The organism is Streptomyces sp. NBC_01707, assembly GCF_041438805.1.
Classification (GTDB): Bacteria; Actinomycetota; Actinomycetes; order Streptomycetales; family Streptomycetaceae; genus Streptomyces.
In genome coordinates, this window is record NZ_CP109190.1 from 5,506,323 (window position 1) to 5,529,906 (window position 23,584).

General features: G+C 70.3%; 28 protein-coding genes. 19 read left to right on the forward strand and 9 right to left on the reverse strand.

Going from position 1 to position 23,584, the window contains the following annotated elements; all coding sequences use genetic code 11:
- Nucleotides 1-37: 37 nt before the first annotated feature.
- Nucleotides 38-922 (forward strand): phosphatidylinositol-specific phospholipase C, encoded by an 885-nt coding sequence (locus tag OG963_RS24785; RefSeq protein WP_093778010.1) that lies wholly within the window; start codon nucleotides 38-40, stop codon nucleotides 920-922.
- A 17-nt stretch (nucleotides 923-939) separates the two neighbouring features.
- On the opposite strand, the gene OG963_RS24790 is transcribed toward OG963_RS24785, so the two are convergent.
- From OG963_RS24790 to OG963_RS24815, 6 genes are all read right to left on the reverse strand, one after another.
- Complete coding sequence (locus tag OG963_RS24790) at nucleotides 940-2,295, reverse strand: sensor histidine kinase (RefSeq protein WP_371800322.1); 1,356 nt, start codon at nucleotides 2,293-2,295, stop codon at nucleotides 940-942.
- A 50-nt stretch (nucleotides 2,296-2,345) separates the two neighbouring features.
- Complete coding sequence (locus tag OG963_RS24795) at nucleotides 2,346-3,077, reverse strand: response regulator transcription factor (protein ID WP_030925019.1); 732 nt, start codon at nucleotides 3,075-3,077, stop codon at nucleotides 2,346-2,348.
- A gap of 39 nt (nucleotides 3,078-3,116) precedes the next feature.
- Entirely contained in the window at nucleotides 3,117-3,293 is a 177-nt protein-coding gene (locus OG963_RS24800) for a hypothetical protein (RefSeq protein WP_176902352.1), read from the reverse strand.
- Nucleotides 3,294-3,304: 11 nt separating this feature from the next.
- Complete coding sequence (locus OG963_RS24805) at nucleotides 3,305-4,429, reverse strand: S1C family serine protease (protein WP_093778008.1); 1,125 nt, start codon at nucleotides 4,427-4,429, stop codon at nucleotides 3,305-3,307.
- A gap of 103 nt (nucleotides 4,430-4,532) precedes the next feature.
- The gene (locus OG963_RS24810) at nucleotides 4,533-5,579 is read right to left on the reverse strand and encodes a LacI family DNA-binding transcriptional regulator (RefSeq protein ID WP_030925025.1); all 1,047 of its coding nucleotides are present in this window, start codon (nucleotides 5,577-5,579) and stop codon (nucleotides 4,533-4,535) included.
- Nucleotides 5,580-5,603: 24 nt separating this feature from the next.
- Nucleotides 5,604-6,419, reverse strand: a complete 816-nt coding sequence (locus OG963_RS24815; RefSeq protein WP_093778006.1) for a response regulator transcription factor — start codon at nucleotides 6,417-6,419, stop codon at nucleotides 5,604-5,606.
- Between the two features lie 306 nt (nucleotides 6,420-6,725).
- On the opposite strand from OG963_RS24815, the gene OG963_RS24820 reads away from it, so the two are divergent.
- From OG963_RS24820 to OG963_RS24850, 7 genes are all read left to right on the forward strand, one after another.
- Nucleotides 6,726-7,619, forward strand: coding sequence for an alpha/beta hydrolase (locus OG963_RS24820; protein ID WP_371799465.1), 894 nt, complete (start codon nucleotides 6,726-6,728; stop codon nucleotides 7,617-7,619).
- Between the two features lie 41 nt (nucleotides 7,620-7,660).
- On the forward strand, nucleotides 7,661-7,915 hold the full coding sequence (locus tag OG963_RS24825; protein ID WP_030925031.1) for a MoaD/ThiS family protein: 255 nt from the start codon (nucleotides 7,661-7,663) through the stop codon (nucleotides 7,913-7,915).
- Between the two features lie 10 nt (nucleotides 7,916-7,925).
- Nucleotides 7,926-9,224: a hypothetical protein gene (locus tag OG963_RS24830; protein WP_371799466.1), complete on the forward strand. Its 1,299-nt coding sequence runs from the start codon at nucleotides 7,926-7,928 to the stop codon at nucleotides 9,222-9,224.
- Nucleotides 9,225-9,403: 179 nt separating this feature from the next.
- A complete protein-coding gene (locus tag OG963_RS24835) occupies nucleotides 9,404-10,093 on the forward strand; it encodes a DUF2993 domain-containing protein (RefSeq protein ID WP_093778000.1) in 690 nt (229 codons plus the stop codon).
- Between the two features lie 453 nt (nucleotides 10,094-10,546).
- Nucleotides 10,547-11,392 (forward strand): sulfurtransferase, encoded by an 846-nt coding sequence (locus tag OG963_RS24840; RefSeq protein WP_371799467.1) that lies wholly within the window; start codon nucleotides 10,547-10,549, stop codon nucleotides 11,390-11,392.
- 50 nt (nucleotides 11,393-11,442) lie between these two features.
- Nucleotides 11,443-11,730: a DUF1416 domain-containing protein gene (locus OG963_RS24845; protein WP_030925040.1), complete on the forward strand. Its 288-nt coding sequence runs from the start codon at nucleotides 11,443-11,445 to the stop codon at nucleotides 11,728-11,730.
- 208 nt (nucleotides 11,731-11,938) lie between these two features.
- Entirely contained in the window at nucleotides 11,939-12,196 is a 258-nt protein-coding gene (locus tag OG963_RS24850; protein ID WP_030925042.1) for a DUF3099 domain-containing protein, read from the forward strand.
- A gap of 9 nt (nucleotides 12,197-12,205) precedes the next feature.
- Here OG963_RS24850 and OG963_RS24855 read toward each other — a convergent pair whose 3' ends face one another.
- Nucleotides 12,206-12,568, reverse strand: coding sequence for a DsrE family protein (locus OG963_RS24855; RefSeq protein ID WP_030925046.1), 363 nt, complete (start codon nucleotides 12,566-12,568; stop codon nucleotides 12,206-12,208).
- 105 nt (nucleotides 12,569-12,673) lie between these two features.
- Between OG963_RS24855 and OG963_RS24860 the strand changes: the two genes are divergently transcribed.
- From OG963_RS24860 to OG963_RS24885, 6 genes are all read left to right on the forward strand, one after another.
- Complete coding sequence (locus OG963_RS24860) at nucleotides 12,674-13,576, forward strand: hypothetical protein (RefSeq protein ID WP_371799468.1); 903 nt, start codon at nucleotides 12,674-12,676, stop codon at nucleotides 13,574-13,576.
- A complete protein-coding gene (locus OG963_RS24865) occupies nucleotides 13,573-14,370 on the forward strand; it encodes a hypothetical protein (RefSeq protein WP_319329586.1) in 798 nt (265 codons plus the stop codon). Before OG963_RS24860 ends, OG963_RS24865 begins: the two co-directional genes overlap by 4 nt.
- Nucleotides 14,367-15,368, forward strand: a complete 1,002-nt coding sequence (locus tag OG963_RS24870) for a hypothetical protein (protein WP_371799469.1) — start codon at nucleotides 14,367-14,369, stop codon at nucleotides 15,366-15,368. The genes OG963_RS24865 and OG963_RS24870 overlap by 4 nt, the downstream gene beginning before the upstream one ends.
- Before the next feature lie 280 nt (nucleotides 15,369-15,648).
- Nucleotides 15,649-16,221: an FABP family protein gene (locus tag OG963_RS24875; RefSeq protein ID WP_371799470.1), complete on the forward strand. Its 573-nt coding sequence runs from the start codon at nucleotides 15,649-15,651 to the stop codon at nucleotides 16,219-16,221.
- Between the two features lie 81 nt (nucleotides 16,222-16,302).
- Nucleotides 16,303-16,764, forward strand: a complete 462-nt coding sequence (locus OG963_RS24880; RefSeq protein WP_030925060.1) for a Fur family transcriptional regulator — start codon at nucleotides 16,303-16,305, stop codon at nucleotides 16,762-16,764.
- 21 nt (nucleotides 16,765-16,785) lie between these two features.
- Nucleotides 16,786-17,751 carry a folate-binding protein YgfZ gene (locus tag OG963_RS24885; protein ID WP_030925063.1) on the forward strand — a complete coding sequence of 322 codons (966 nt, stop codon included), beginning with the start codon at nucleotides 16,786-16,788 and terminating at the stop codon, nucleotides 17,749-17,751.
- A 45-nt stretch (nucleotides 17,752-17,796) separates the two neighbouring features.
- Here the strand turns inward: OG963_RS24885 and dtd are convergent, their stop codons facing one another.
- The gene (gene dtd / locus OG963_RS24890; protein WP_030925066.1) at nucleotides 17,797-18,246 is read right to left on the reverse strand and encodes a D-aminoacyl-tRNA deacylase; all 450 of its coding nucleotides are present in this window, start codon (nucleotides 18,244-18,246) and stop codon (nucleotides 17,797-17,799) included.
- A gap of 116 nt (nucleotides 18,247-18,362) precedes the next feature.
- Between dtd and OG963_RS24895 the strand changes: the two genes are divergently transcribed.
- The 3 genes from OG963_RS24895 (at nucleotide 18,363) to OG963_RS24905 (ending at nucleotide 21,347) form a co-directional block, all read left to right on the forward strand.
- Nucleotides 18,363-18,983 carry an ABC transporter substrate-binding protein gene (locus tag OG963_RS24895; RefSeq protein ID WP_176902351.1) on the forward strand — a complete coding sequence of 207 codons (621 nt, stop codon included), beginning with the start codon at nucleotides 18,363-18,365 and terminating at the stop codon, nucleotides 18,981-18,983.
- A 54-nt stretch (nucleotides 18,984-19,037) separates the two neighbouring features.
- Nucleotides 19,038-20,030 (forward strand): asparaginase, encoded by a 993-nt coding sequence (locus tag OG963_RS24900; RefSeq protein ID WP_093777990.1) that lies wholly within the window; start codon nucleotides 19,038-19,040, stop codon nucleotides 20,028-20,030.
- A 63-nt stretch (nucleotides 20,031-20,093) separates the two neighbouring features.
- Nucleotides 20,094-21,347 (forward strand): GNAT family N-acetyltransferase, encoded by a 1,254-nt coding sequence (locus OG963_RS24905; protein WP_093777988.1) that lies wholly within the window; start codon nucleotides 20,094-20,096, stop codon nucleotides 21,345-21,347.
- Here the strand turns inward: OG963_RS24905 and OG963_RS24910 are convergent, their stop codons facing one another.
- Entirely contained in the window at nucleotides 21,348-21,515 is a 168-nt protein-coding gene (locus tag OG963_RS24910) for a hypothetical protein (RefSeq protein ID WP_176902350.1), read from the reverse strand.
- A gap of 257 nt (nucleotides 21,516-21,772) precedes the next feature.
- Here OG963_RS24910 and OG963_RS24915 point away from each other — a divergent pair, with 257 nt between their 5' ends.
- A complete protein-coding gene (locus tag OG963_RS24915; protein WP_327422915.1) occupies nucleotides 21,773-22,738 on the forward strand; it encodes a winged helix-turn-helix domain-containing protein in 966 nt (321 codons plus the stop codon).
- 59 nt (nucleotides 22,739-22,797) lie between these two features.
- Nucleotides 22,798-23,547 carry an HAD family hydrolase gene (locus tag OG963_RS24920; protein WP_143020020.1) on the forward strand — a complete coding sequence of 250 codons (750 nt, stop codon included), beginning with the start codon at nucleotides 22,798-22,800 and terminating at the stop codon, nucleotides 23,545-23,547.
- Nucleotides 23,548-23,584 lie beyond the last annotated feature (37 nt).

Sequence of the window (23,584 nt, forward strand, 5' to 3'; positions counted from 1 at the left end):
AAGGCTGACCCCCCACACAGCCGACGGAGGCACCCGCATGAGTACCCGCAGAACCTTCTTAGCCGGCGCACTCGCCCTCTCCGCCACCGCTCTCGTCGGGACGGAATCCGCGACTGCCGCACCCCGCCGGGCAGCTCTCACCACGCAGGACTGGATGGCCGGACTTGCCGACGGCACCCGCGTACAACGTCTGACCATCCCCGGAACACATGACTCCGGCGCCCGCTACGGCGGCCCGTGGACCGAGTGCCAGAACACCACCGTCGCCGAGCAGCTGGGCAGCGGCATCCGCTTTCTCGACGTACGGTGCCGGGTCACCGGCGACTCCTTCGCGATCCATCACGGAGCCTTCTACCAGAACCTGATGTTCGGTGACGTCCTCGGCGCCTGCTGGGACTTCCTGGCCGAGCGCCCCACCGAGACCGTGCTGATGCGGGTCAAGCAGGAGTACTCCGAGGAGAGCGACGCCGAGTTCCGGCGGATCTTCGACCTGTACCTCGACGCGAAGGGCTGGCGGCCGCTCTTCCGGATCGACCCCGCACTGCCCGTGCTGGGCGAAGCCCGCGGCAAGGTCGTGCTGCTGGCCGACAACGGCGGACTGCCCGGCGTCCGCTACGCCGATCCCGCGCTCTTCGACATCCAGGACGACTACATGGCGGAGCCGTTCGCCAAGTACCCGAAGATCGAGTCCCAGTTCCGCAAGGCCGCGCAGCAGCCCGGGAAGCTGTTCATGAACTACGTGAGCACGGCGGCCCTGATGCCGCCCCGCTGGAACGCGGACCGGCTCAACCCGCAGGTGCAGTCGTTCCTCGACGGCTCCGAGGCGTCCGGCTGGACCGGGCTCGGGATCGTCCCGCTGGACTTCCCCGCCACCCGGCCCGGCCTGGTCGCATCACTGATCCGGCACAACTCCGGGTCCTGAGCGGTCGCCGCGGCGGCTCAGGTGGACTCCGGCGGCGGCTGCGGGGCGCCCGGCAGCCGGAGGGATGCCTCCGTGCCGCCGCCGGGCGCCCGGCGCAGCGCGACCTCGCCGCCCGCCTGCTGGACCGTGCGCGCGACGATCGACAGGCCCAGGCCAGAACCCGGCAGCTGGCGGGCGGACGGGGAGCGCCAGAAGCGCTCGAAGACGTGAGGGAGTTCCTCTTCGGGGATGCCCGGGCCCTGGTCCACCACGGTCAGCTCCCCGCTGTGCAGGGCCACGGCGACCGTGCCGTGCTGCGGGCTGAACTTGACGGCGTTGTCGAGGACGTTGACGACCGCCCGCTCCAGTGCCGCCGGCTCAGCCCGTACGTACCAGGGCTCGAGGTCCGCGGTGATGGTCAGCTCCGGGCCGCGGAGCCGTGCCCGTTCCAGCGCGGTCGAGGCGATGTCGTGCAGGCCGACGACCTGGAGCGGGCCGGGCTGGGCCGCGTCCGGGCGGGCCAGTTCCTGGAGGTCGCCGATGAGCGACGCCAGCTCGGTCATCTGCGCCGTGACCGACTTCATCAGCGCCTTGCGGTCGTCCGGCGGGATCGGCCGGCCGGTCTCCTCGCTGCGGGCGAGCAGTTCCACGTTCGTACGCAACGAGGTCAGCGGCGTGCGCAGCTCGTGTCCGGCGTCCGCGATCAGTTGCGCCTGCCGGTCGCGGGAGCTGGCGAGGGCGGCAGTCATCGAGTTGAAGGAGCGGGAGAGCCGGGCGATCTCGTCCTCTCCCTCGACCGGGATGCGGAGCGTGAGGTCCTCGGTGCGGGCGACATGCTCGACGGCCTCGGTGAGCTCGTCGACGGGGCGCAGGCCGGTGCGGGCGACCCAAAGCCCGGCGGCGCCCGCGCCGATGACACCGATGCCGGAGACGGAGAGCAGGACGAGCGCCAGCTGGTCGAGGGGGTCGGTGACCTGTTTCATGGGCAGGGCCACGGATACGGCGATCCCGGGGCGGCTTCCCGGACCGTGAACGGCCGAGGTGTAGACGCGCATCTCGGTGCCGTCCTTCGCCTCGGTGGTGTGCACTGCGTCCCTCCGCACCCCGGCGGCGACGGCCCGGTCGGCGAGCTGCACCGGGATCGGGGACTTCTCCGGCTGGGTGCAGGGCGTCGTGCTCGTCGCCAGCACCAGCTGGAGCGTGTAGGACGTGGGGAGGAACAGGACTTCGTCCGGGTCGGCGCAGGCCCGCGTGAGGACGTCGACGTCGGCCCCGGTGGGACGGACCTGTCGCAGGCTCGAGTCGAGCTGTTCGATCAGCCGGTCCCGCGTGGTCAGCCAGCAGGCCAGAGCCACCGCCGCGACCGCGACGGCCACCGCGGTCGCGACCAGCATCGCCAGCCGGGAGCGCAGCGGCAGCGCGCGGATCCGGTGCAGCGGGCCCGTCACCCGTCACCCCCGCCGGCCCGCAGCGCGTATCCGACGCCCCGCACCGTGTGCACGAGCCGCGGTTCACCGCCCGCTTCCGTCTTGCGGCGCAGGTACATCACGTACACGTCCAGGGAGTTGGAGCTCGGTTCGAAGTCGAAGCCCCAGACCGCCTTCAGGATCTGCTCGCGGGTCAGCACCTGCCGCGGGTGGGCCAGGAACATCTCCAGCAGGGTGAATTCGGTCCGGGTCAGCTCGACCCGGCGCGAACCACGGGTGACCTCGCGGGTGGCGAGGTCCATCCGCAGATCGGCGAAGGACAGCACATTGTCGTCGGGGACGTCGCCGCCCGCCGCGGCCGCGTACGAACTGCGGCGCAGAAGGGCCCGGATGCGGGCGAAGAGCTCGTCCAGTTCGAAGGGCTTGACCAGATAGTCGTCGGCGCCGGCGTCGAGCCCGGTGACGCGGTCGCCGACCGTGTCGCGGGCGGTGAGCATCAGGATGGGTGTGGTGGAGCCGGTGGAACGGATGCGGCGGGCGGCGGTCAGGCCGTCCATCCGCGGCATCTGGATGTCGAGGACGATCAGATCGGGGGCGTACGACTCCGCCCTGGCCAGTGCGTCGATTCCGTCGACGGCGACCTGTGTGCCGTATCCCTCGAAGGCGAGACTGCGCTGCAGGGCCTCGCGCACGGCCGGCTCGTCGTCGACGATCAGGATGCGCTGCGGATCGTCTTCGGCGGGGCTCATCGCTCGTCGTCCTCTTCTCTCTGCTCTGCCGGGGTGCCTTCAGCCTGTCACGGCCGTGGCGCGGCGTCGCGCGGCCCGGCGTCTGCGGCGGGCGGTGATCGTGGTGGTCGCACGGAGCTCCGGAGCGGGCCGGGCCGTCGCGGCGGACCGAGCCGCCGACGCGAGCGGCAGCTTCAGGTCCGCCGGGCCGGTGGGGGTGTCGGACGGGTGGTTCATGGCTGATCTCCTCAGGAGCCGTTGCCGTCCCGCAGGGTGTCGAGGTCGGCCTTGAGCGTGTTCACCGGGATGGCGAAGCCGAGACCGACGCTGCCCGCACCGGAGCTGCTCGAGCCGCCGGATGAACTCGCGGAGTACATCGCGGAGTTGATGCCGATGATCTCGCCGTTCATGTTGATGAGCGCGCCGCCGGAGTTGCCGGGGTTGAGCGAGGCGTCGGTCTGGATGGCCTTGTAGGTCGTGGTGGAGTTGCCGGTGTCGCCGTTGAACTGCCGTCCGCCGAACTCGAACGGCCAGTCGCTGCCGCCGCCCTGCTGCCCCTGGCCCTGACCGCCCTCACTGTCCTTGGCGACGGTGACATCGCGGTTCAGCGCGGAGACGATGCCGCTGGTGACGGTGCCGGTGAGGCCCTCGGGCGAGCCGATCGCGACGACCTGGTCGCCGACCTTGATCCCGGAGGAGTCGCCGAGCGTGGCTGTCTTCAGCCCGCTCGCGCCTTCCAGATCGATCAGCGCCAGGTCCTTGTCGGCGTCCGTGCCGACGACCTTCGCGGTGTACGTCCTGCCGGTGCTCAGCGTCACCTTGATCGACGAGGCGCCCGCGATGACGTGGTTGTTGGTGACGATCTCGCCGTCGGACGTGATGATCACGCCGGAGCCGGTGGACTCGCCCGCGGTCGACGTCGCACCGATCTCGACGATCGTCGGCGACACCGCCTTCGCGACACCGGCGACGGTGCCTGTGCTGCTCTGCGAGACGGTCGTGCCGCTGACCACGGAGCCGCTGTCGGTGCCGCTGGAACCCGTGCCGGTGAGCTGACCGACGGCGGTGGCGGTGACACCGCCGACGACCGCCGCCGCGACGGCCACGGCCGCCAGCAGGGCGACCGGCCGCTTGGCCCGGCGCCCGTGCCCGGATGGTTGAGGGGCGGGCTGCGGCAGCCCGTGACCGAAGCTGCCGTAGCCGTCGCCACCGCTGTGGCCGGCGCCGCCGCTGCCGGGCCACACGGTCGTTCCGGGGCCCGTGGAGATCGGCTGCGCGGGCTGGTGCGCAGGCGGCGGCGGGTAGGCCGCGTCGCCGTTGCCGTACGAGGGGTACATCGGGTACTCGCCGCTCGGGCGCTGGCTCTCAGTCATGTCCCCGACTGTGTCCAGCGAACATGAGAGAAGCCTGAGCACGTCCTGAGAAGCCCGGCAGAACCTCGTATGCCCGATATAAAGGCCGTACAGGCGTCGCCGCCTACCGCCCCTGACCGGCCGCCGGCTCCCCGCACCCGCACGACCGCCGCACCACCAGCGCCGACGGGAACTGCTTCAGCCGCTCCCGCCGGGACCCCGACACCCGCAGCGAGTCGTCGAGCACCAGGTCCACCGCGGCCCGGGCCATCGCCGGGCGGTCCGAGGAGATCGTGGTCAGCGGCGGATCGGTCAGACCCGCTTCCTTCACGTCGTCGAAGCCCGCCACCGCGAGCTCCCCGGGCACATCGATCCGCAGTTCGCGCGCAGCCCGCAGTACCCCGATGGCCTGGTCGTCCGTCGAGCAGAAGATCGCCGGCGGGCGGTCCGGGCCGGCGAGCAGCCCGAGCGCCACCCGGTAGGCGTCGTAACGGTTGTACGGGGCCTGGAAGAGCCGGCCCTCCGTCGACCGTCCCGACTCGTGCATCGCCCGGCGCCAGCCCTCGACGTGGTCGGCGACCGGGTCGCCGACCGCCGGGGTCGTCTCCATGCCGCCGAGGCACGCGACGTACGCGTTGCCGTGTTCGAGCAGGTGCCGGGTGGCCAGCTGCGCGCCGCCGATGTCGTCCGTGACGACCGCGACGTCGTCGATCGCCTCCGGCCGCTCGTGCAGCAGCACGACCCGTGCGTCCCACGCCTCTATCTCGGCCGCCGCCCGCTCGCTGGGGCCCTGGCTGACCAGGATCAGCCCGGAGACCCGCATTCCGAGGAAGGCCCGCAGGTAGTGGACCTCGCGCTCGTCGCGGTAGTCGGAATTGCCGACGAGGACCATTTTCCCGCGCTCGGCCGCGGCCTGTTCGACCGCGTGCGCCATCTCCGCGAAGAACGGCTGCCGGGCGTCCGGGACGATCATTCCTATGAGATCGGTCCGCCGCGACGCCATCGCCTGGGCAACCCGGTCCGGCCGGTAACCCAGCTCCTTGATCGCGCCGAGTACCCGCTCGCGCGTGGCCGGGGCAACCGGCCGGGGTCCGTTGTTGATGACGTAGCTGACGACCGCGGTCGACGTCCCCGCCAGTCTCGCCACATCGTCCCGCGTCACCTTGGCCACGCGCGGCAGTCTACGCGGATGGAACTACCTCTTGGCAGGCCGGACCGGGGCTTCTTCCGTGACCTCGGCTACCTCCGAGTGCTCCGGGTGGGTGACGGGTTCGGCCGGTGCGGCCGCCGCCGTCCGGGCCGCGGCCTGGGCCTTGGCCTCCCCGGCCGCGCGCTCCACCTTTTCCGGTGTGACGAAGCGGTAGCCGACGTTGCGGACCGTGCCGATCAGCGACTCGTGCTCGGGGCCGAGCTTGGCGCGCAGTCGCCGGACATGGACGTCGACCGTCCGCGTACCGCCGAAGTAGTCGTAGCCCCAGACCTCCTGGAGCAGCTGGGCGCGGGTGAAGACACGGCCCGGGTGCTGCGCGAGGTACTTGAGGAGTTCGAATTCCTTGAAGGTCAGGTCGAGGACCCGGCCCTTCAGCTTCGCGCTGTACGTCGCCTCGTCGACCGACAGGTCGCCGTTGCGGATCTCCATCGGGGAGTCGTCGGAGGTGAGCTGCTGCCGGCCGGTGGCGAGCCGCAGCCGGGCCTCCACCTCGGCCGGTCCCGCCGTGTCCAGCAGCACGTCGTCGATGCCCCAGTCGGCGGTGACGGCCGCGAGACCGCCCTCCGTCACGACGAGGATCAGCGGGCAGCCCGGTCCGGTGGACCGCAGCAGCTGGCACAGTGATCGCACCTGCGGCAGGTCGCGGCGGCCGTCGACCAGGATCACGTCGGCACCGGGGGTGTCGACGAGAGCGGGTCCTTCGGCGGGGGCCACCCGCACACTGTGCAGGAGCAGACCGAGGGCGGGAAGCACCTCCGTCGACGGCTGGAGGGCATTCGTCAGAAGCAGCAGTGAACTCATCGCCGCCCACCTGCCCGGGTAGTCGGTCGATGATCATGCACGGTTTGCTCGCCTTGCTCGCCCATTACGTCGGTCCTCCTCGTTCCCTGCGAGAGGGGCACTCCCGGGTGGGGCCCGGGGGAGTATGCGGCACTTCTTCGTACGGTTCGGTGCGGCCGTAGGACATCTGTCATACGGGTTTTACGGTGCGGCCCCACGCCCCGGGACCGCTGAGCTTGTCGAAACGTCGTCGTAACAACGCGCGGAAAGCACAAAAGGACCCGGGGGCTGCATTGCCCGGATCCTCTTCCCAGCAGAATAGCCCACATGAGTTCTGTGTCCGAGAGTTCGTTTCGGAGTTCTTCTGTTTGCTTGATCACCCCGGGGGCCCGGCGTACGACATTGCGGACCGATGACGGGCTGTCGATCGAGGCGGTGTACGAACCGTGTGCGGCAGGTGCCGGGCCCGCCGCCGACCCGGTCGCCGCCGATACGGCGATCGTGATCGCGCACGGTTTCACCGGATCGGCGGACCGGCCCGCCGTGCGGCGCGCGGCGCGGGTGTTTGCCCAGCGTGCAACCGTGATCACGTTCTCCTTCCGAGGGCACGGAAGTTCCGGCGGGCGGTCGACGGTGGGTGACCGCGAGGTGCTGGACCTGGCCGCCGCGGTGGCCTGGGCGCGCTCCCTCGGGCACCGCCGGGTGGTTACGGTCGGATTCTCGATGGGTGGTTCCGTCGTGCTGCGCCACGGCGCGCTGTATACGGCGCCCGACACGCCTGCCGCCGAGGAACAGCTTCCCCTCACCGTTCCCGCGCACGGGGGGCGCACAGAAGCGCACGCGGATGCAGTGGTTGCTGTGAGTGCTCCCGCCCGTTGGTACTACCGGGGCACGGCTCCAATGCGACGTCTGCACTGGGTGGTGACCCGGCCCACCGGCCGGCTGGTCGGCCGGTACGGCTTCCGCACCCGGATCGACCACAACGAGTGGAACCCCGTGCCGCTCTCCCCGGTCGATTCGGTCCCGCTCATCGCCCCGGCCCCGCTGCTGATCGTGCACGGCGACAAGGACCCGTACTTCCCGCTCGACCACCCAAGAATGCTGGTGGACGCGGCACAGGGCGGCGCCGAGCTGTGGCTGGAGCGGGGCATGGGGCACGCCGAGAACGCGGCGGACGAGAACTTGCTCACCCGCATCGCGGACTGGTCGGTCGCCGCGTGATTCATGATGGACAGCTGACGCGAGACGAAGGGAGCGCCGCCATGCCAGCGGGAACGATCCGCTACTGGGCCGCCGCCAAGGCGGCCGCCGGAACCGCCGAGGAGCCGTACGCAGCTGCGACGCTCGCCGAGGCGCTCGACGCGGTGCGTGAGCGACACCCCGGTGAGCTCACCCGGGTGCTGCAACGGTGCTCGTTCCTGATCGACGGTGACCCCGTCGGGACCCGCAGCCATGAGACCGTACGCCTTGCCGAGGGCGGCACGGTCGAGGTGCTCCCGCCGTTCGCAGGAGGGTGAACCGCAGCACATGAGCAGCAGCGATCAGCAGCATCCGTACGGACAGGAGTCCGGGTACGGGCACGCGTACGGACACGGGCAGGAGCCGCAGCCGTACGGCGAGCAGCCGTACGGGCAGCAGGCAGCCCCGTACGACCCGGACGGCCAGGCGTTCCAGGACTCCGGTGCGACGCAGACGTGGGAGGGGCAGACCTGGGACACCCAGTACCAGCCGACCGTCCGGCCCGCACAGCGCCGGCCGCAGTACCAGCAGCCGCCGTACGACCAGCAGCAGTACGACCAGCAGTACGGGCAGCAGCAGTACGAGCAGCCGTATGCGCAGCAGCAGTACGACCAGGCCTACCCGGGCCGGCCGGCACAGCCTCAGCGGCCGGTCGCCACCGCCGCCGACGGCCGTCCCGCTCCACAGGGCGCCTCCGGCTCGTATCCGCTGCCCCCCGAGGTCCCGCCCGTGGCGGTTGCCGAGGCGGCGCCGACCGGTGTCGCCCCGGACACCGCGACGGGGGCCGACACCTCCGGTTACAGCGCGCCCACCACCCTGGGCAACAGCCGCGTCACCGACGCCCAGCGCGCCCGCGCCGAGGGCCGCTCGCCGATCATCGCGCCGGGCATGCAGCCGGCCGCGATCACCGCGGGTCTCGGGCTGCTGCTCGCCCTCGGTGCCGCGCTCGGGCAGTACGCCCTGTTCGTGCCGCTGGTGCTGCTCCAGGCCGTGACCGCGGCGGGCTGGTTCCGGCTGAACGGCATGTGGCCGGCCCGGCAGGGCATCGCACTCGCCTTCGCCGGCGGGTTCGTCGCCGATGTCGTGCTGCTCGTCGCCGGACGGGACAACGCCCCTGCGGCGATCCTCGGCACCCTCGGCATCTGGGTGCTGCTCACCGTCGTCCTCCAGCTCCGCAGCCACGCGGGCGCCGACGAGCGGATGTACGGGCTGATGGCCACCGTCGCCTCGGCGGCCCTGGCGATCCTCGCCGCCGGGCATCTCGCGGCGGTGCCGGGCGCGGTGACGGTGGGTGGTGCCGCCGTCGCGGTCGCGGTGCTCGCCCGCGCGCTGCCGCTGCCCGGACCGGTCTCGGTCGTGGTGGCGCTGCTCGTCGCCGCGGGCGCCGGTGTCGCGGCAGGCGGGCTCACCGACCTCGGCGCGAAGGGCGCCCTCCTCGGGCTCGCGGCCGGCGGCTGCGCGCTGATCGGGCTGCGGGTGGCCAGCTATGACTACCCGTCACGTTTTGTGCACATGACCGCCGGTGTGGCGCTGCCGCTGACCGCGGCGGCGCCCGCCGTCTATCTGATCGGCCGCGCCCTCTCCTGACCCGGCACGATCCCTGCGGCCCACCCGCCCCGGCCCGGTCCGATACCTGTACATCGGCCCGGGAACCGGGGAGGGCCCCCGGCTCGTCGATCACCCCGGGGGTGCCGTGCAGCCGCAGTAGGCTCACGGACACCAGGCGGGTCCGGCCGGATCGGGTGCAGGGTGGGGGAAGAACAGGCATGCGCGCACTGCGAATACTGCTGATCATGGTGGTGGTTCTGGGCGGCATCTTCATCGCCGTCGACCGGGCGGCGGTGTACTTCGCCGAGTCGGAGGCCGAGGGCAGGGTCGGGATCAGCGGCTCCACGATCGACTCGACGGACATCTCCATCAAGGGTTTCCCGTTCCTGACGCAGGTCGCCGGATCCTCGCTCGACGAGGTCGACATCGAGCTCGCCGGCATCGAGACCGACGCCGGCGGCCGCAGGATCCGGATCAGCAAGATGAACGCCGAACTTCACGACGTCACGCTGGCCAACGGCTTCTCCAGCGCCACCGCCGCCCGGGCCACGGGCACGGCGACCGTCTCGTACGAGGACCTGACGCACGCGGCCGACGACGGCGTCGTCGTCCAGTACGGCGGCAACGGCAAGGTGAAGGTGACCGGCTCCGTCGAGATCCTCGGCCGCACGCTCAAGCGCAGCGTGACCTCCACCGTCACCCTGGTCGACGGCCACACCATCCGGGTGCACGCGGACAAGGTGCCGGGCGAAGGCATCCCCGGCCTCGAAGGTCTGGTGCGCAGGAAGACCGACTTTGAGCGGGAGATCGGGGCCCTGCCGAACGGCCTGAAGCTGCAGAGGATCGAGCCGACGAAGAACGGCCTGGAGATCTCCGTGACGGGTTCGGACATCCCACTCGGCGGATAGGCGGTCCGATACGTAAGGCGTGCCGACGCCGGGTAGGAGCCCGGACAGCCACTGCGCCACATAATGAGACGGACGCGTCCGACCCGTAGATGACCGAGGGAGCCGATCGGCCCCGGTCCGGCGCGCGCGGCGCGGCAAGCTTGCTCTTGTCCCGCATTGTGGACGATCGTGTCTCAATATGCGACACGACGGTGACATGGCCGCCCGTACGTCCCTACGATCGGACCCATGAAGCGACAGGCGGATCTCACGAAGCGGCGGGCAGTAGACCTGTGCCGCATCGCCGCCATGCTCTGTCGCACCATCTGAGCTGGATCGTCGCATCCCGCGTTCCCGGCCCTTCGACCACTGTCAGGGCCCACCCCCGTGCATGTGTGTACGCGCAGATACTGCGCCCCCGTACATCTCGCATCACGCACCATCTCGCCGCAGACTGCCCCGGAGGAGAACAGAATGAGCCGCAGTGACGTCCTGGTAGACGCCGACTGGGTCGAGGCCCACATCGACGACCCGAAGGTCGCCCTCGTCGAGGTCGACGAGGACACCTCGGCATACGAGAAGAACCACATCAAGAACGCCATCCGGATCGACTGGACCAAGGACCTCCAGGACCCGGTCCGCCGTGACTTCATCGACCAGGCCGGCTTCGAGAAGCTGCTGTCCGGGAAGGGCATCGGGAACGACACCACGGTCGTCCTCTACGGCGGCAACAACAACTGGTTCGCGTCCTACGCGTTCTGGTACTTCAAGCTCTACGGCCACCAGGACGTCCGCCTGCTCGACGGCGGCCGCAAGAAGTGGGAGCTGGACTCCCGCGACCTGGTCGACGGCGACCAGATCCCCTCCCGCCAGGCCACCGAGTACAAGGCCCAGGCCCAGGACGAGTCGATCCGCGCCTACCGCGACGACGTCGTGGCCGCGATCGGCAACCAGAACCTGGTCGATGTGCGTTCGCCCGACGAGTTCAGCGGCAAGCTGCTCGCCCCGGCGCACCTCCCGCAGGAGCAGTCGCAGCGCCCCGGCCACGTGCCGAGCGCCCGCAACATCCCGTGGTCGAAGAACGCCAACGACGACGGCACGTTCAAGTCGGACGAAGAGCTCAAGGCGCTCTACGAGGCCGAGCAGGTCGACCTGGCGAAGGACACCATCGCGTACTGCCGCATCGGTGAGCGTTCCGCGCTCACGTGGTTCGTGCTGCACCAGCTGCTCGGAGTCGAGAACGTCAAGAACTACGACGGCTCGTGGACCGAGTACGGCTCCCTCGTGGGTGTGCCGATCGAGCTCGGCGCCGGCAAGTAACTCCGCACGACCTGGACCAGCACGACCCCCGACCAGAAGGACAGAACACCATGTGTGGAGCAAAGGCCGGCGGCCCCGACGCTTCGACCATCAAGCCTGGTGAGACCACCATCCAGGGCAGCGTGACCCGCGACGGCGAGCCCGTCACCGGCTACGTCCGCCTCCTGGACTCGACCGGCGAGTTCACCGCGGAGGTCCCGACCTCGGCGACCGGACAGTTCCGCTTCTACGCGGCCGAGGGCACCTGGACGGTGCGCGCCCTCGTCCCGGGCGGCAGCGCCGACCGCACAGTCGTCGCACAGACCGGTGGCCTCTCCGAGGTGGCCATCGCCGTCTGATCCGCGGCACGCAGATCGGCCGGAGGGCCGTACCCCAGGGGGTTGGACGCCTTCTGAACCGGGGTACGGCCCTTCGCGCCGTCCAGGGGGGGCCGACGGTGGCGTTCGCGGGCGCGTGCCCGGTGGTGCTCGCCGGGGTGTGCGCGGCGCGGTTTGCGGGGCCGTCCACGCTGTTCGCGTGCGCCCGGATCGGGCCTACGCTTGAGTTATGTACGCCCGGCGCCGTCGCGGCTATTTCCTGCTGATGGGCGGATGCATCGTCCTGTTCGTGTCCGCCTGGGCCGTGGTACGGCTCTGGTCGATGCCCGTCGCCATAGGGATGTGCGTGGTCGCCATGGTCATCCCGCCGATCGCGGCGATGGTCGCCAACCGGCGGGGGCCGGAGGACCGCTGGTGGGATGACCCCTCGGGTGACCCGAAGTCGGACGAGTGGTGGGACGAGCTCGACGGCAAGAAGCGCCGGTAGACGGCTGCTTCAGTAGACGAGGGCCTGGACGCCGTCGGCCATGATCTCGCTGACGAAGACCTGGGCGCCCGCGATTCGTACACCTTCGAGGACATCGCTCTCGGTGATGTCGCGACGCGCGGCGCACTGCGTGCAGAGGGTGATCAGGCCGGCCGCCTGAATCGACTCGATGAGATCCGGCAGCGGTGCGGCATGCGGCAGTTCGAACTCGGCGGCGCGGCCCGGCAGGGCGAACCACGACGATTCGCCGGTCAGCCAGAGCGAGACCTCCACACCGCTGGCGACGGCGACCGCGGCCACCGTGAACGCCTGCGAGCAGCGCTCGGGGGAGTCAGCACCTGCGGTCACCTTGATCACGAGCTTCTTCTGCATATGCCGAACTGTAATCGTCGCCGGTACAACCCCACCCCCTTGCGAGGGGTCAGTTGGGTGCGCAGGTAATGGAATCTGCGCCTCAGGTCTCGTGGGGGGACCCTCTTGGAACCGAAAGACACCATTCCTGACCGGTCGGCCGAGCCGCCCGTGCAGGTCGAGGCGCAAGCTCAGGCCGTGGAGCCGCCCGCGCCGATGGTCGCGCCCGTGACCGAGCCCGTCGTCGGGCCGACGGCTGTTCCGGTGGCCGGGTCCGACGCGCCGGCGACGCCGGTCAAGCCGCGGCCGCGTGGCCGTACCGCTCTGCTGATCGCCGCCGCCGCGGTGCTCGGGATCGCCGGTGGCACCGCCGTCGGTTACGGCGTGCAGGCCGATCGCGCCCCGACCCCGCTGCCCGCCCTGTCGCAGCCGAACCTCGCCTACCCGGCGAAGGCGCTGCCCGCGGACAAGGTCCCGACCCCGCTGCCCGTGTCGCAGGACCGGCAGCGGAAGACGGAGGGCGATCTGCGCGAGCTGCTCGTCGGCAAGCCCTCGGGGGCGCGCAACGCCAGGTTCCCGTTCCCGACCAAGGGCTGGATGCCCCTTGACGCGTACGCGCGGGAGTTCGAGAGCGAGGACTACATGTTCGAGACGCTCGCGGAGGCCGACGTCCGTCGGATCGCGGCCGCCAACTGGTCGCAGGGGCGGTACCGCGACGTGGGCATCCGCCTCGTGCAGTTCCGCTCAGGCGCAGAGCTCGGGGCGTCCGATCATGCGAACGATCAGCTGGATTACATGCCCTACGCCAAGGACGGCGCGGGCAACGAGGGCGATCCGATCAAGGGCAGCGGCAACGGCCGCTACTTCCTGTACAAGGCAGTGAACAAGCCGGGCTACCTGCCTGTCTACCAGGCGCGGGCCATCGCCCAGCGCGGCGACGTCATGCTCGACATCAACATCTTCGACACCGTGCCGATCAGCAAGAAGGACATCCGGACCCTGGCCGAGCGACAGCTGGAGCGGCTGTGAACGACGACATGACACCCGACACCGCCCCGCCCGCCGAGCCGGCCCCGCCCGCCCCGAAGGGCCGGGCCCGGCGCGTGGTGCTCGCCGTGCTCCCCGCGGTCCTGGTCCTCGGCGCCGTCGGCGGTGCAGCGGCCTACACCACGGTCACCGTGGACAGCGCCGACCGCACCGTCACCACCAAGGTCTGGGGCGAGGGCGCGCACAAGCCCGCCAAGGACCCCGCCGGGGACGTCGGCCGGGGCAGGGCCGACACCGAGCTCAGCAAGCTGCTGTTGCCGGTTCCCGAGAACTACCGTCTCGGCCCGGACATGGGCGAGTACGGGAACGACGACGAGATCAGTGGCAAGAAGGCCACGGCCCAGATGAAGGAGAGCGGTCGGGGGATCGCGGGCAAGCAGCGCCGCGAACTGGACCAGCGCATCGACCGGCTCCACGTCCAGGGCATCGCGCAGCGCTCGTACACCTCGGACGACAACGATCTGACGATCGAGATCCAGATCGTGAAGATGAAGGACAAGAGGGCCGTCCACGACATGTTCGGCTTCCGGACGGAGCTGATGGGCACCTACGGCGGCTCCCGTAAGGGGCCGACGATCGAGGGGCACAAGAAGGCCAAGTGCTTCCGGGCGCCGCAGACCAAGGCGAAGCTCGACGCCCTGTCCTGCTTCGCGTACGACGGGGAACTGTCCCTCACCGTCAACGCGTACGGCACCAAGCCGTTCAGCGCGTCCCACGTCGCCGATCTGGTGAAGGACCAGCTCGACCACATCGAGTCCCCGGGGGAGTACGTATGACCGAGCAGACGGCGGCACCGACCGCCGCGACCGAGGAGCCCGCTGCTCCTGCTCCTGCTCCTGCTCCGGAGCAGGAGATTCCGTCGGCAGGAGCGGAGCCCGTCCCGGTCACGGACGTGCAGGCCGCGGAGCCTGTCCCGGCGACGGAGCCTGTCCCGGCCTCGGAGTCCGTACCGGTCACCGAGCCTCTGGTGGCCCCCGAGCAGGGACTCGCGGCGGCGGGGCCCGTGCCGGCTCCGAAGTCGTCCCGCCGCGTCCTGCGGGCCGTCGCCCGCTGGACCGCCGCCGTGCTGGTGCTCGGCGGTCTCGGCACCGGGACGGCCCTCGGCATCACCTCGATGGAGCGCACCGAGGTACCGGGCCTGGCCACCGAGGGCGACGGGCGCTGGGACTACCCGGAGCTCAGCCTGCCGGCGCTGCCGGCCGGTTCGCCGCGCCCGTTCAACGAGGCCAATGTCGCCGAGATCCACCATGCCGACCTGCGGAAGTTGCTGATCCCCGCCCCGGCCGGAGCAACCGCGGACAAGAAGCTGACCGGCGGCTGGGTGAGCACCACGCAGTTCGTCAGCGAGTTCCGCAAGGACAAGCGCGGCGAGCTCACGCAGCTGCTCGACGACTCGGCCCTGCGCCACATCGCGGCACGCGGCTGGACCATGCCGGACGGCACGAGGTCCAAGGTCTATCTGCTGCAGTTCAACTCGACGGCGTACGCCCAGGGGCTTCGGGACGACACCTACGTGAGCAGCACGCCGGGCATACCGCTCGACTGGCCGACGGATCTGCAACTGGACGAGAGCTGGAACGCCGGCGGCAAGGTGCCGGAGACCGCGGTCTACGCGTACGGCGAGACGAAGACCGGGAAGGGGCGGATCCACGAGGCCTACATCCAGGCCGGTGACACGCTCGCCCTGGTCATCCACTCGCAGCAGGGCAAGAAGATCGCCGAGCAGATCCCGTTCCGCCAGACGCTGATCCTGCAGAACCAGCTGCTGGGCTGATCCGCACGCCGGGGAGCCCCGCTTCCCCGGCAAGCCCCGAACCATCGCGCCGGGCCCCTACCCATTAGGCTGGGGCCCGGCCCTGTACTGCCGCCATACCGCTCGTTATCGCTCGTCCGAGGAGCTCCCGTGCTTGAGGCATTCTTCTCCACCCTGCTGGTCCTGGTCTGCGTCGGTGTTCTCGCCTTCGCCGGCCTGACCGTGAAGAAGCTGTACCAGGGCCAGCGCTGACCCGCGTCCGCACCGCTCATCACCCCCTCACAGATCGTCTGAGCCGCTCATGATCGAGATCCCGTCCGACCTCCACCCGGACCTCGTCCCGCTTGCCTTCCTGCTCGGCAACTGGACGGGCGCGGGCGTGTCCGACTTCCCCGGCGCCGAGAAGTGCAACTTCGGCCAGGAAGTCTCCTTCAGCCACGACGGCCGGGACTTCCTGGAATACGTCTCGCACTCCTGGGTGCTCGACGCCGAGGGCAACAAGGTCAAGCCGCTGGAGTCGGAGTCCGGCTACTGGCGCGTCGACAATGACCGCAAGGTCGAGGTCGTCATGGTCCGCGACCAGGGCGTCATCGAGATCTGGTACGGCGAGCTCGCCCACCAGAAGCCGCAGATCGACCTGGTCACCGACGCGGTGGCCCGGACCGCGGCATCCGGCCCGTACAACGGTGGCAAGCGGCTCTACGGCTATGTGAACAGCGACCTGATGTGGGTCGGCGAGAAGGCCACCCCCGAGGTGGAGCTGCGCCCCTACATGTCGGCGCACCTGAAGAAGGTCGTCACCCCCGAAGAGGTCGAGCAGATGGCCAAGGGCCTCGGCGACCTGCCGGACGACGGCATCGCGTTCTTCAAGTAGGCGCACCACCCGCACCCAGCCGGACGGCCGAGTGGTCGTGCGCCCTGCGGGCGGGCGCTCGTCCGGTCCTACACTGGGCCTGTGGTGAGCACCGACTGGAAGAGCGACCTTCGGCAGCGCGGCTACCGGCTGACGCCGCAGCGGCAGCTTGTCCTGGAAGCGGTCGACAGACTGGAACACGCGACGCCGGACGACATCCTCTGCGAGGTGCGCCGGACGGCGTCCGGCGTGAACATCTCCACGGTCTACCGGACTCTGGAGCTCCTGGAGGAGCTGGGGCTGGTCAGCCACGCCCATCTGGGGCACGGGGCACCGACGTACCACCTGGCCGACCGCCATCACCACATCCATCTGGTCTGCCGGGACTGCACGAATGTCATCGAGGCCGATGTCGACGTCGTCGCCGAGTTCACCACGAAGCTGCGGGACACGTTCGGGTTCGAGACCGACATGAAGCACTTCGCGATCTTCGGCCGCTGTGCCGACTGCACGACGAAGGCGGCCGCGGCCGGACCGGCCCCCGCTCCTGGTTCCGAGCAGTAAATCGAGTCGTACGCTGGTCGCATGAAGAGCCCTCTGCTGTCCTTGCCCGGCGCCGTTCCCGCCGAAGGCCGCGACGAAGGTGTCGCCGCGCACTACGGCGACCTGTTCCGCGAGCAGCGCGCCCTCGCCGACGGCACCGGCCTCGTCGACCTCTCGCACCGCGGCGTCGTCACCGTCACCGGAAGCGACCGGCTGGCCTGGCTGCACCTGCTGCTCACCCAGCACGTCAGCGAACTCGCCCCCGGACAGGCCACCGAGGCGCTGATTCTCACCGCGAACGGGCACATCGAGCACGCCCTCTACCTCGTCGACGACGGCGAGACGGTGTGGGCGCACGTCGAACCGGACACCCAGGGTGAGCTGGTCGCCTATCTGGAATCGATGAAGTTCTTCTACCAGGTCGAAGTCGCCGACCGCACCGAGGACTTCGCCGTCGTTCACCTGCCGGCCGGCTCCATCGAAGAGGTGCCGGAAGGTGTCGTCGTGCGGGAGGCGCCGCACGGCCGCGATCTGTTCCTTCCCCGCGCCGACCTGGAGCGGTACGCCGCCGAGCACGGCCCGGTGGCCGGCATCCTGGCGTACGAGGCGCTGCGCGTCGAGGCGCACCGCCCCCGGCTCGGCTTCGAGACCGACCACCGCACCATCCCGCACGAGCTGGGCTGGATCGGCACGGCCGTCCACCTCCAGAAGGGCTGCTACCGCGGTCAGGAGACCGTGGCCCGGGTGCAGAACCTGGGGAAGCCGCCGCGCCGGCTGGTCTTCCTGCACCTGGACGGCAGCGATGTGCTGCTGCCCGGTCACGGGACGCCGGTACGGCTCGCCGCGGACGGGGCGGACGGCCGTCAGCTCGGCTTCATCACCACGTCCGCCCGCCACCACGAGCTGGGGCCGATCGCACTGGCGCTGGTCAAGCGGAACGTGGCGGTGGACGCGGAACTGCTCGCCGGGGACACGGCTGCGGCCCAGGAGACGGTCGTCGAGCCGTAGATCTCCCGCTCTGCGCGCGCGTTCGGCTCCCCTGCCGGATCCCGCTCAGACCTCGACGAGGACGGTGAACGGGCCATGGTTCGTGAGCGAGACCCGCATGTCCGCTCCGAACCGGCCCGTCTCCACATGCGCCCCCAGCGCCCGCAGCTGCGCCACCACCTCGTCGACCAGCGGTTCGGCGATCTCGCCGGGTGCCGCGGCGTTCCAGGTGGGCCTGCGGCCCTTCCGGGCGTCCCCGTAGAGAGTGAACTGCGAAATCACCAGAAGCGGCGCATTCACGTCGGAGCAGGACTTCTCGCCCTCCAAAATGCGGACCGACCAGAGCTTGCGGGCGAGCTGCGCCGCCTTCTCCACGGTGTCCCCATGGGTGACTCCGACCAGCACACACAGTCCTTCGCCGACGATTTCGCCCACCACCGCGGGCGCGCTCCCGTCGCCCGAGCCGTCGGCCACCGTGACGCTCGCCCCGTACACCCTCTGTATCACTGCACGCATACAGACCAACCTATCTTGGGCTGAACGGGTACAGAGCACCTGCGTTTTCACCGTACGGAATGGCACGATGCACGGAGGCGGTGTGCCGACGCACCGGTCGAGGGGATGGACAAAGCATGAGTACATATGGAGCCGGGCACCCAGCCGGTGCCGTACCGGTCACGCGTGCCACAACCAGTACCGATACCACCGCCGGCGCCATGCGGCCACCCGTGCAGCGGACCGGTCCGGGCATCGGCGAGCGCCTGCCGGGGCAGTCGCCGCCCGAGCTGGGCTCCCTGCGGCTGCCGGAGCTGCGCAACCTGCGCCGTGACTCGCAGCGCGACGAGGCGGACCTCAGTTACGTACGCCGGCTGGTCCAGGGCCGCATCGACATCCTGCGGGCCGAGCTGGCCCGCCGCCGGGACCCCGAGACGCCGGTCGTGGACCGGCTCTCCGAGATCCTCGCCGACACCCCGTCCCGGCACCGTTCCTCCGCCCGGCACGTCACGCTCACCACACCGCGCAGCGACGAGTTCCGCCGGCTGGCGGCCGAGACGCTCGCCGAGGTCGAACTCTCCGACCTCGACGCCCGCACCGACGAGGAGCTGTACACCGCGATGGGGCGGCTCGTCCGTTACGAGCAGCAGGTCTCCCGCCGCCGTCACCAACTGCAACGTACCGCTGACGATTGCAGCGCCGAGATCGCCCGCAGGTACCGTGATGGGGAAGCACAAGTAGACGACCTGCTCGCCTGAAGCGATCCTTCCGGGCGGGGCGGGTCAGTCGCCCCGCCCGGAAGGCCGCCCCCCATGACCTCCACACCTCTCATATCCCCGGCGTCCCCCGCGCTGCCCGCCGGGCCCGCTCTTCCCGTTCTGGCCGAGGTCGTACGGTCCGGCTTCGTGGAGGGTCACCACCGGGGCTCCCTGGTCGTGCTGGCAGCGGACGGCAGTGTGGAGCGGACACTCGGAGACCCGGACGCGCCGGTCTTCCCCCGCTCCTCCAACAAGCCGATGCAGGCCGCCGCCGTCCTGCGGGCCGGGCTCGACCTCTCCGGGGAGCGGCTGGCGCTGGCCGCCGCGAGCCACTCGGGCGAGGAGTTCCACCTCGACCTCGTACGCAAGATGCTCGCCGACCACGGACTGACGCCCGAGGATCTGCAGACCCCGCCCGATCTGCCGCTGGACCCGGCGGAGGCGGAGACGTACCTCGCCGCGGGCCAGGTCCGTGAGCGGATCACCATGAACTGCTCCGGCAAGCACGCCGCCATGCTCGCGGCGTGCGCACTCAACGGCTGGGACCGGGCGAGCTATCTGGACCCGGCGCACCCGCTCCAGCAGCTGGTCCACCAGGTGGTCGAGGAGGCGGCGGGCGAACCCGTCGCGGCGGTCGGTACGGACGGCTGCGGGGCGCCGCTGATGGCGATCAGCCTCGTGGGTCTGGCGCGGGCGTTCCGCTCGTTCGTGCGGGCGGAGGAGGGTACCGCCGAGCGACGGGTGGCGGACGCGATGCGTGCCCACCCCGAGTACGTCGCGGGCACCCGGCGCCCCGACACCTGGCTGATGCGCGAGGTGCCGGGCACGCTCTCCAAGATGGGCGCGGAGGCGGTCCAGGCGGTGGCGCTGCCGGACGGCCGGGCGCTGGCCTTCAAGATCACCGACGGCGGGGGCCGGGCGCTCGGCCCGGTGCTGGCCAGGGCGCTGGAGCTGCTCGGCGTCGACGCACCGGTGGTGGACCGGATCGGACGGGCGCCGCTGCTGGGCGGCAGCGCGGAGGTGGGCGAGATCCGAGCGGCCTTCTGACCGGCTCCGTGGCGGCGGAAAACCGGGCGACATTCCGCGGACCGCATGCCTAGCGTGGGGCGCATGAGCCTTGAGGTCCGTCCCGTCACCGCATCGGAGTTCCCCGACTGGCTGCGCGCCGTGAACACCGGCTTTCTGCGCCCGCCGACGGTGACGGAGGGGGAGGTCGCGAGCCGCCTCCCGCACATGGACCTGGCCCGGACCCAAGGGGTGTTCGACGCCGGCCGGTGTGTGGCGACGTTCCGCTCGTTCGCGCAGGAGCTGACGGTGGTCGGCGGCGCCACGGTGCCGTCCGACGCGGTCACCAATGTCACGGTGTCGCCCACGCACCGCCGGCGCGGGCTGCTCAGCCGGATGATGGCCACGGACCTCGCGGCGGCCAAGGACCGCGGTGACGTGGTCGCCACGCTGATCGCCGCCGAGTACCCGATCTACGGGCGGTACGGGTTCGGCCCGGCCGCCTGGACCACCGAGTGGGAGATCGACGTCCCCCGGGCGGGACTGGACCCGCGCTGGTCGGGCCCGTCCGCTGCGGACGGCGGCGGTCGGATCGACCTGGTGGACGGCGCGGAGGTACGCAAGCTCGGCCCGGCCCTGCACGACCGGCTGCGCGCCCGTCAGCACGGCGTGGTCAGCCGTGGCGACCGCTGGTGGCAGCTGAACACCGGCGAGGACGTGCCCGTGCCGGGATCGTGGACGGAACCGTTCCACGTGGTGTACCGCAACGCGGACGGTACGGTCGACGGTCTGCTCGTCTACCGCGCCGACGACAAGTGGGGCGATGCGAAGCAGCCGCTGAACCGGGCGTCCGTCCTCGGCCTGATCGCCGAGACCCCGGCGGCGGAACGGGCGCTGTGGCACTTCGTCTGCTCGATCGACTGGATCACCACGGTCCGCTCGGGCCACCGCGCCCCCGACGACCTGCTCCCCCTCCTCCTCCCGGACCCGCGCGCGGCCCGCATCGTGACGCAGGCGGACTGGATGTGGGTGCGGATCCTGGACGTCGTTCGAACCCTGGAGTCCCGCACCTACGCGTCCCCGGCCACCCTGACCCTGGACATCCACGACCCGGAGGGACTCGCCGGCGGCCGGTTCCGCCTGGACGTATCCCCGGACGGCGCCTCGTGCGCACCGACGACGCGGAGCGCGGATCTGGCCCTGGACGTACGGGAGCTGGGGACGCTTTGTCTCGGCGACGAATCGGCGCTGCGGCTGGCTGCGTTGGGCCGGGTCGAGGAGCTGACGCCGGGCGCGGCGGCGGTGGCGGACAGGGTGTTCCGGGCGGGGCGGCGGGCCTGGTGCCCGGACGTGTTCTGATCAGGAATCGGTCGGGACGAGGAGCAGAGCGAGGATGAGAGCTCCGGCCCCGGCACAGTTGGAGCTGCCCGTCTTGAGGCCCAGGGTCAGCAGGGTGAAGCCCACCGTGCCCATGAGGCCGTACTTCCACTGAACGAACTGCTCGAGTCCCAGCGTGATGAATGGCATGGCGGTCACTCCTCCGGTGGTGAAGGGGCGTCTGCGCACGCACACCTTTGTGCCGCTCGGACGCGATACCTGTGACTCCCGGCAACCACTCAACTCCCCTATGAATTTGACTGGTTGGCCTGTGGATATGGTTCCCTGCGGGGTGGAGTTTGCAAACTTGTCTGGTTGTGTAGGTAAGTTGATGACTATGCGATGACGATTCAGCTGGTTGCGAGCCCCATCTCTTGTTGTGTGCCTGGTAGTTGTATGGTTGAGAGGTGACGAGCCATGGACCTGTGCCGGGTGGCAGCAGTGCGCATCAGTACAAGCGGATCGCCGATGAGCTGCTGAAGGGGATCAACAGCGAGGTGTGGCGGCCCGGCGACCGGCTGCCCACGCAGGAGCAGCTCGCAAATCGTTTCGACGTCTCGCGCGCGACGGTCAAAGAGGCGCTGAAGCTGCTCGGCAGCAAGGGGCTGATCGTCACCCGGCAGGGCAGCGGGACGTTCGTCAGCGAAGGGCCGAAGCCCGATGTCGTCCCGCAACGCGACAGCCCCTCCGTGGAGAACAGGGACGACAGCGGGGACGACGACGGGGACGACGTGTGGGCGGTCGTCTCGGAGCGTGTCCCTCCGGTGCTGCTGAAGCCCTATCTGGAGGAGGCGTTCGAGGCCACGCAGGTGGAGCTCGATGTCTTCTCGATGACCACGGAGTCGCTGGCGGCCCGGGTGTCGGACCAGAAGAACCGCATCATGACCGGGGAGATCAGGCCGCCGCGCAGCATCACGGCCCGGCTGATGCTCCCCGACTGCGACTTCCCTCATCTCGCCATACCCCGTCCGGTGGACGGGACGGACGATCCGCGGGTGCGGCGGAGGCTGAAGGGGATCCTGCAGAGCCACGCGACCATGCTCCGGGAGGCCCTGTTCGAACTCCGCTACCAGGGGTTCGTGCCCGAAGTCGATGTCGAGGTGCGGTTGGTGCCGTTCGCACCGCAGATGAAGCTGTACATTCTGAACCGCCGACTGGCGCTGCAGGGCTTCTACGTGACCGAAGAGGGCACCATCCCGCTCCCTCCGGACCGCGAGGAAGTCGCGATCTACGACGCCTACGGTACGGGGGCCACCCTCTTTCCGTATCGCGCCTCGGCCGACTCCACACCCGACCAGGTCGGCATCGTGCGCACGTTTCAGGCATTTTTTGACTCGAACTGGGACAAACTAGCCACAAGGGCGGATTTCTGATCGTGCCGCACGCCACGACCACCCCTACGTCTCCCCGGAGCAAGACGGTCCTGCCGGCCGTGTCCGTCGAGAGAGTGACGGACCTGCTGTCCCGCGCCACCTGCGTCGTGCTCGACTTCGACGGACCCGTCGCTCGTCTCTTCGCCGGTGGCCATGAAGGCAAGGAGAGCGTGGCCGGCCGCATCGCCGAAGAGCTGCTGGACATTGCCGCATCGCACCGTCTGGAAGTGGACGAGATGCACGGATGCACCGACCCCCACGCGATCTTCAGCTGCTACGCGGGGCGCGCCGCCCACTACGGCGAGTCCGAGGCGTGGGGCTCTGCCGCCGCGGAGATGCAGGGTGTCCTCACCGCCTGGGAGATCAAGTCGGCCGAGCATGCGGAACCGACACCGGGTGCTGCGGAGTTCATGAAGGCATGGGCCGGAGCGGGCCGGCGGCTGGCGGTGGCGTCCAACAATCACCCGGACGCCATCAAGCGCTACCTCGAGCGTGAGTCGCTGTCTAAGTACTTCGTACCCTCCTCGGTGATCGGCCGGAACGAGAGGGACGCTGCGCTCATGAAGCCGAATCCATGGGCTCTGAACGAGGTCATGCGGGACTCGGCAGGCGGTGTCGCGGCGCACTTGATGGTCGGCGACTCGGCCACCGACTGGCAGACCGCGAACGCGGTCGGGATGCCCTTCATCGGGTTCCACCGCAAGCCCGAGAAGCGAGTGGTGCTGTCGCGGGGCGGAGCGGTTCCCGTCCTCGACTCGATGCAGGTGCTCGCCGATGCGGCGCGCGGGCTGCAGGCACAAGTGCGGTAGCACACCAGGAAGTTGTACCTTCCTTGTATGGATCGCG

Coding starts and splice junctions, on each gene's coding strand:
- dtd (WP_030925066.1), bottom strand. CDS start 18,246: ATGCGTGCAGTGATACAGAGGGTGTACGGGGCGAGCGTCACGGTGGCC.
- OG963_RS24905 (WP_093777988.1), top strand. CDS start 20,094: ATGAGCCTTGAGGTCCGTCCCGTCACCGCATCGGAGTTCCCCGACTGG.
- OG963_RS24835 (WP_093778000.1), top strand. CDS start 9,404: ATGCGCGCACTGCGAATACTGCTGATCATGGTGGTGGTTCTGGGCGGC.
- OG963_RS24815 (WP_093778006.1), bottom strand. CDS start 6,419: ATGAGTTCACTGCTGCTTCTGACGAATGCCCTCCAGCCGTCGACGGAG.
- OG963_RS24850 (WP_030925042.1), top strand. CDS start 11,939: ATGTACGCCCGGCGCCGTCGCGGCTATTTCCTGCTGATGGGCGGATGC.
- OG963_RS24910 (WP_176902350.1), bottom strand. CDS start 21,515: ATGCCATTCATCACGCTGGGACTCGAGCAGTTCGTTCAGTGGAAGTAC.
- OG963_RS24800 (WP_176902352.1), bottom strand. CDS start 3,293: ATGAACCACCCGTCCGACACCCCCACCGGCCCGGCGGACCTGAAGCTG.
- OG963_RS24855 (WP_030925046.1), bottom strand. CDS start 12,568: ATGCAGAAGAAGCTCGTGATCAAGGTGACCGCAGGTGCTGACTCCCCC.
- OG963_RS24790 (WP_371800322.1), bottom strand. CDS start 2,295: ATGCTGGTCGCGACCGCGGTGGCCGTCGCGGTCGCGGCGGTGGCTCTG.
- OG963_RS24805 (WP_093778008.1), bottom strand. CDS start 4,429: ATGACTGAGAGCCAGCGCCCGAGCGGCGAGTACCCGATGTACCCCTCG.
- OG963_RS24840 (WP_371799467.1), top strand. CDS start 10,547: ATGAGCCGCAGTGACGTCCTGGTAGACGCCGACTGGGTCGAGGCCCAC.
- OG963_RS24885 (WP_030925063.1), top strand. CDS start 16,786: ATGAAGAGCCCTCTGCTGTCCTTGCCCGGCGCCGTTCCCGCCGAAGGC.
- OG963_RS24875 (WP_371799470.1), top strand. CDS start 15,649: ATGATCGAGATCCCGTCCGACCTCCACCCGGACCTCGTCCCGCTTGCC.
- OG963_RS24870 (WP_371799469.1), top strand. CDS start 14,367: ATGACCGAGCAGACGGCGGCACCGACCGCCGCGACCGAGGAGCCCGCT.
- OG963_RS24830 (WP_371799466.1), top strand. CDS start 7,926: ATGAGCAGCAGCGATCAGCAGCATCCGTACGGACAGGAGTCCGGGTAC.
- OG963_RS24820 (WP_371799465.1), top strand. CDS start 6,726: ATGAGTTCTGTGTCCGAGAGTTCGTTTCGGAGTTCTTCTGTTTGCTTG.
- OG963_RS24785 (WP_093778010.1), top strand. CDS start 38: ATGAGTACCCGCAGAACCTTCTTAGCCGGCGCACTCGCCCTCTCCGCC.
- OG963_RS24825 (WP_030925031.1), top strand. CDS start 7,661: ATGCCAGCGGGAACGATCCGCTACTGGGCCGCCGCCAAGGCGGCCGCC.
- OG963_RS24845 (WP_030925040.1), top strand. CDS start 11,443: ATGTGTGGAGCAAAGGCCGGCGGCCCCGACGCTTCGACCATCAAGCCT.
- OG963_RS24795 (WP_030925019.1), bottom strand. CDS start 3,077: ATGAGCCCCGCCGAAGACGATCCGCAGCGCATCCTGATCGTCGACGAC.
- OG963_RS24900 (WP_093777990.1), top strand. CDS start 19,038: ATGACCTCCACACCTCTCATATCCCCGGCGTCCCCCGCGCTGCCCGCC.
- OG963_RS24895 (WP_176902351.1), top strand. CDS start 18,363: ATGAGTACATATGGAGCCGGGCACCCAGCCGGTGCCGTACCGGTCACG.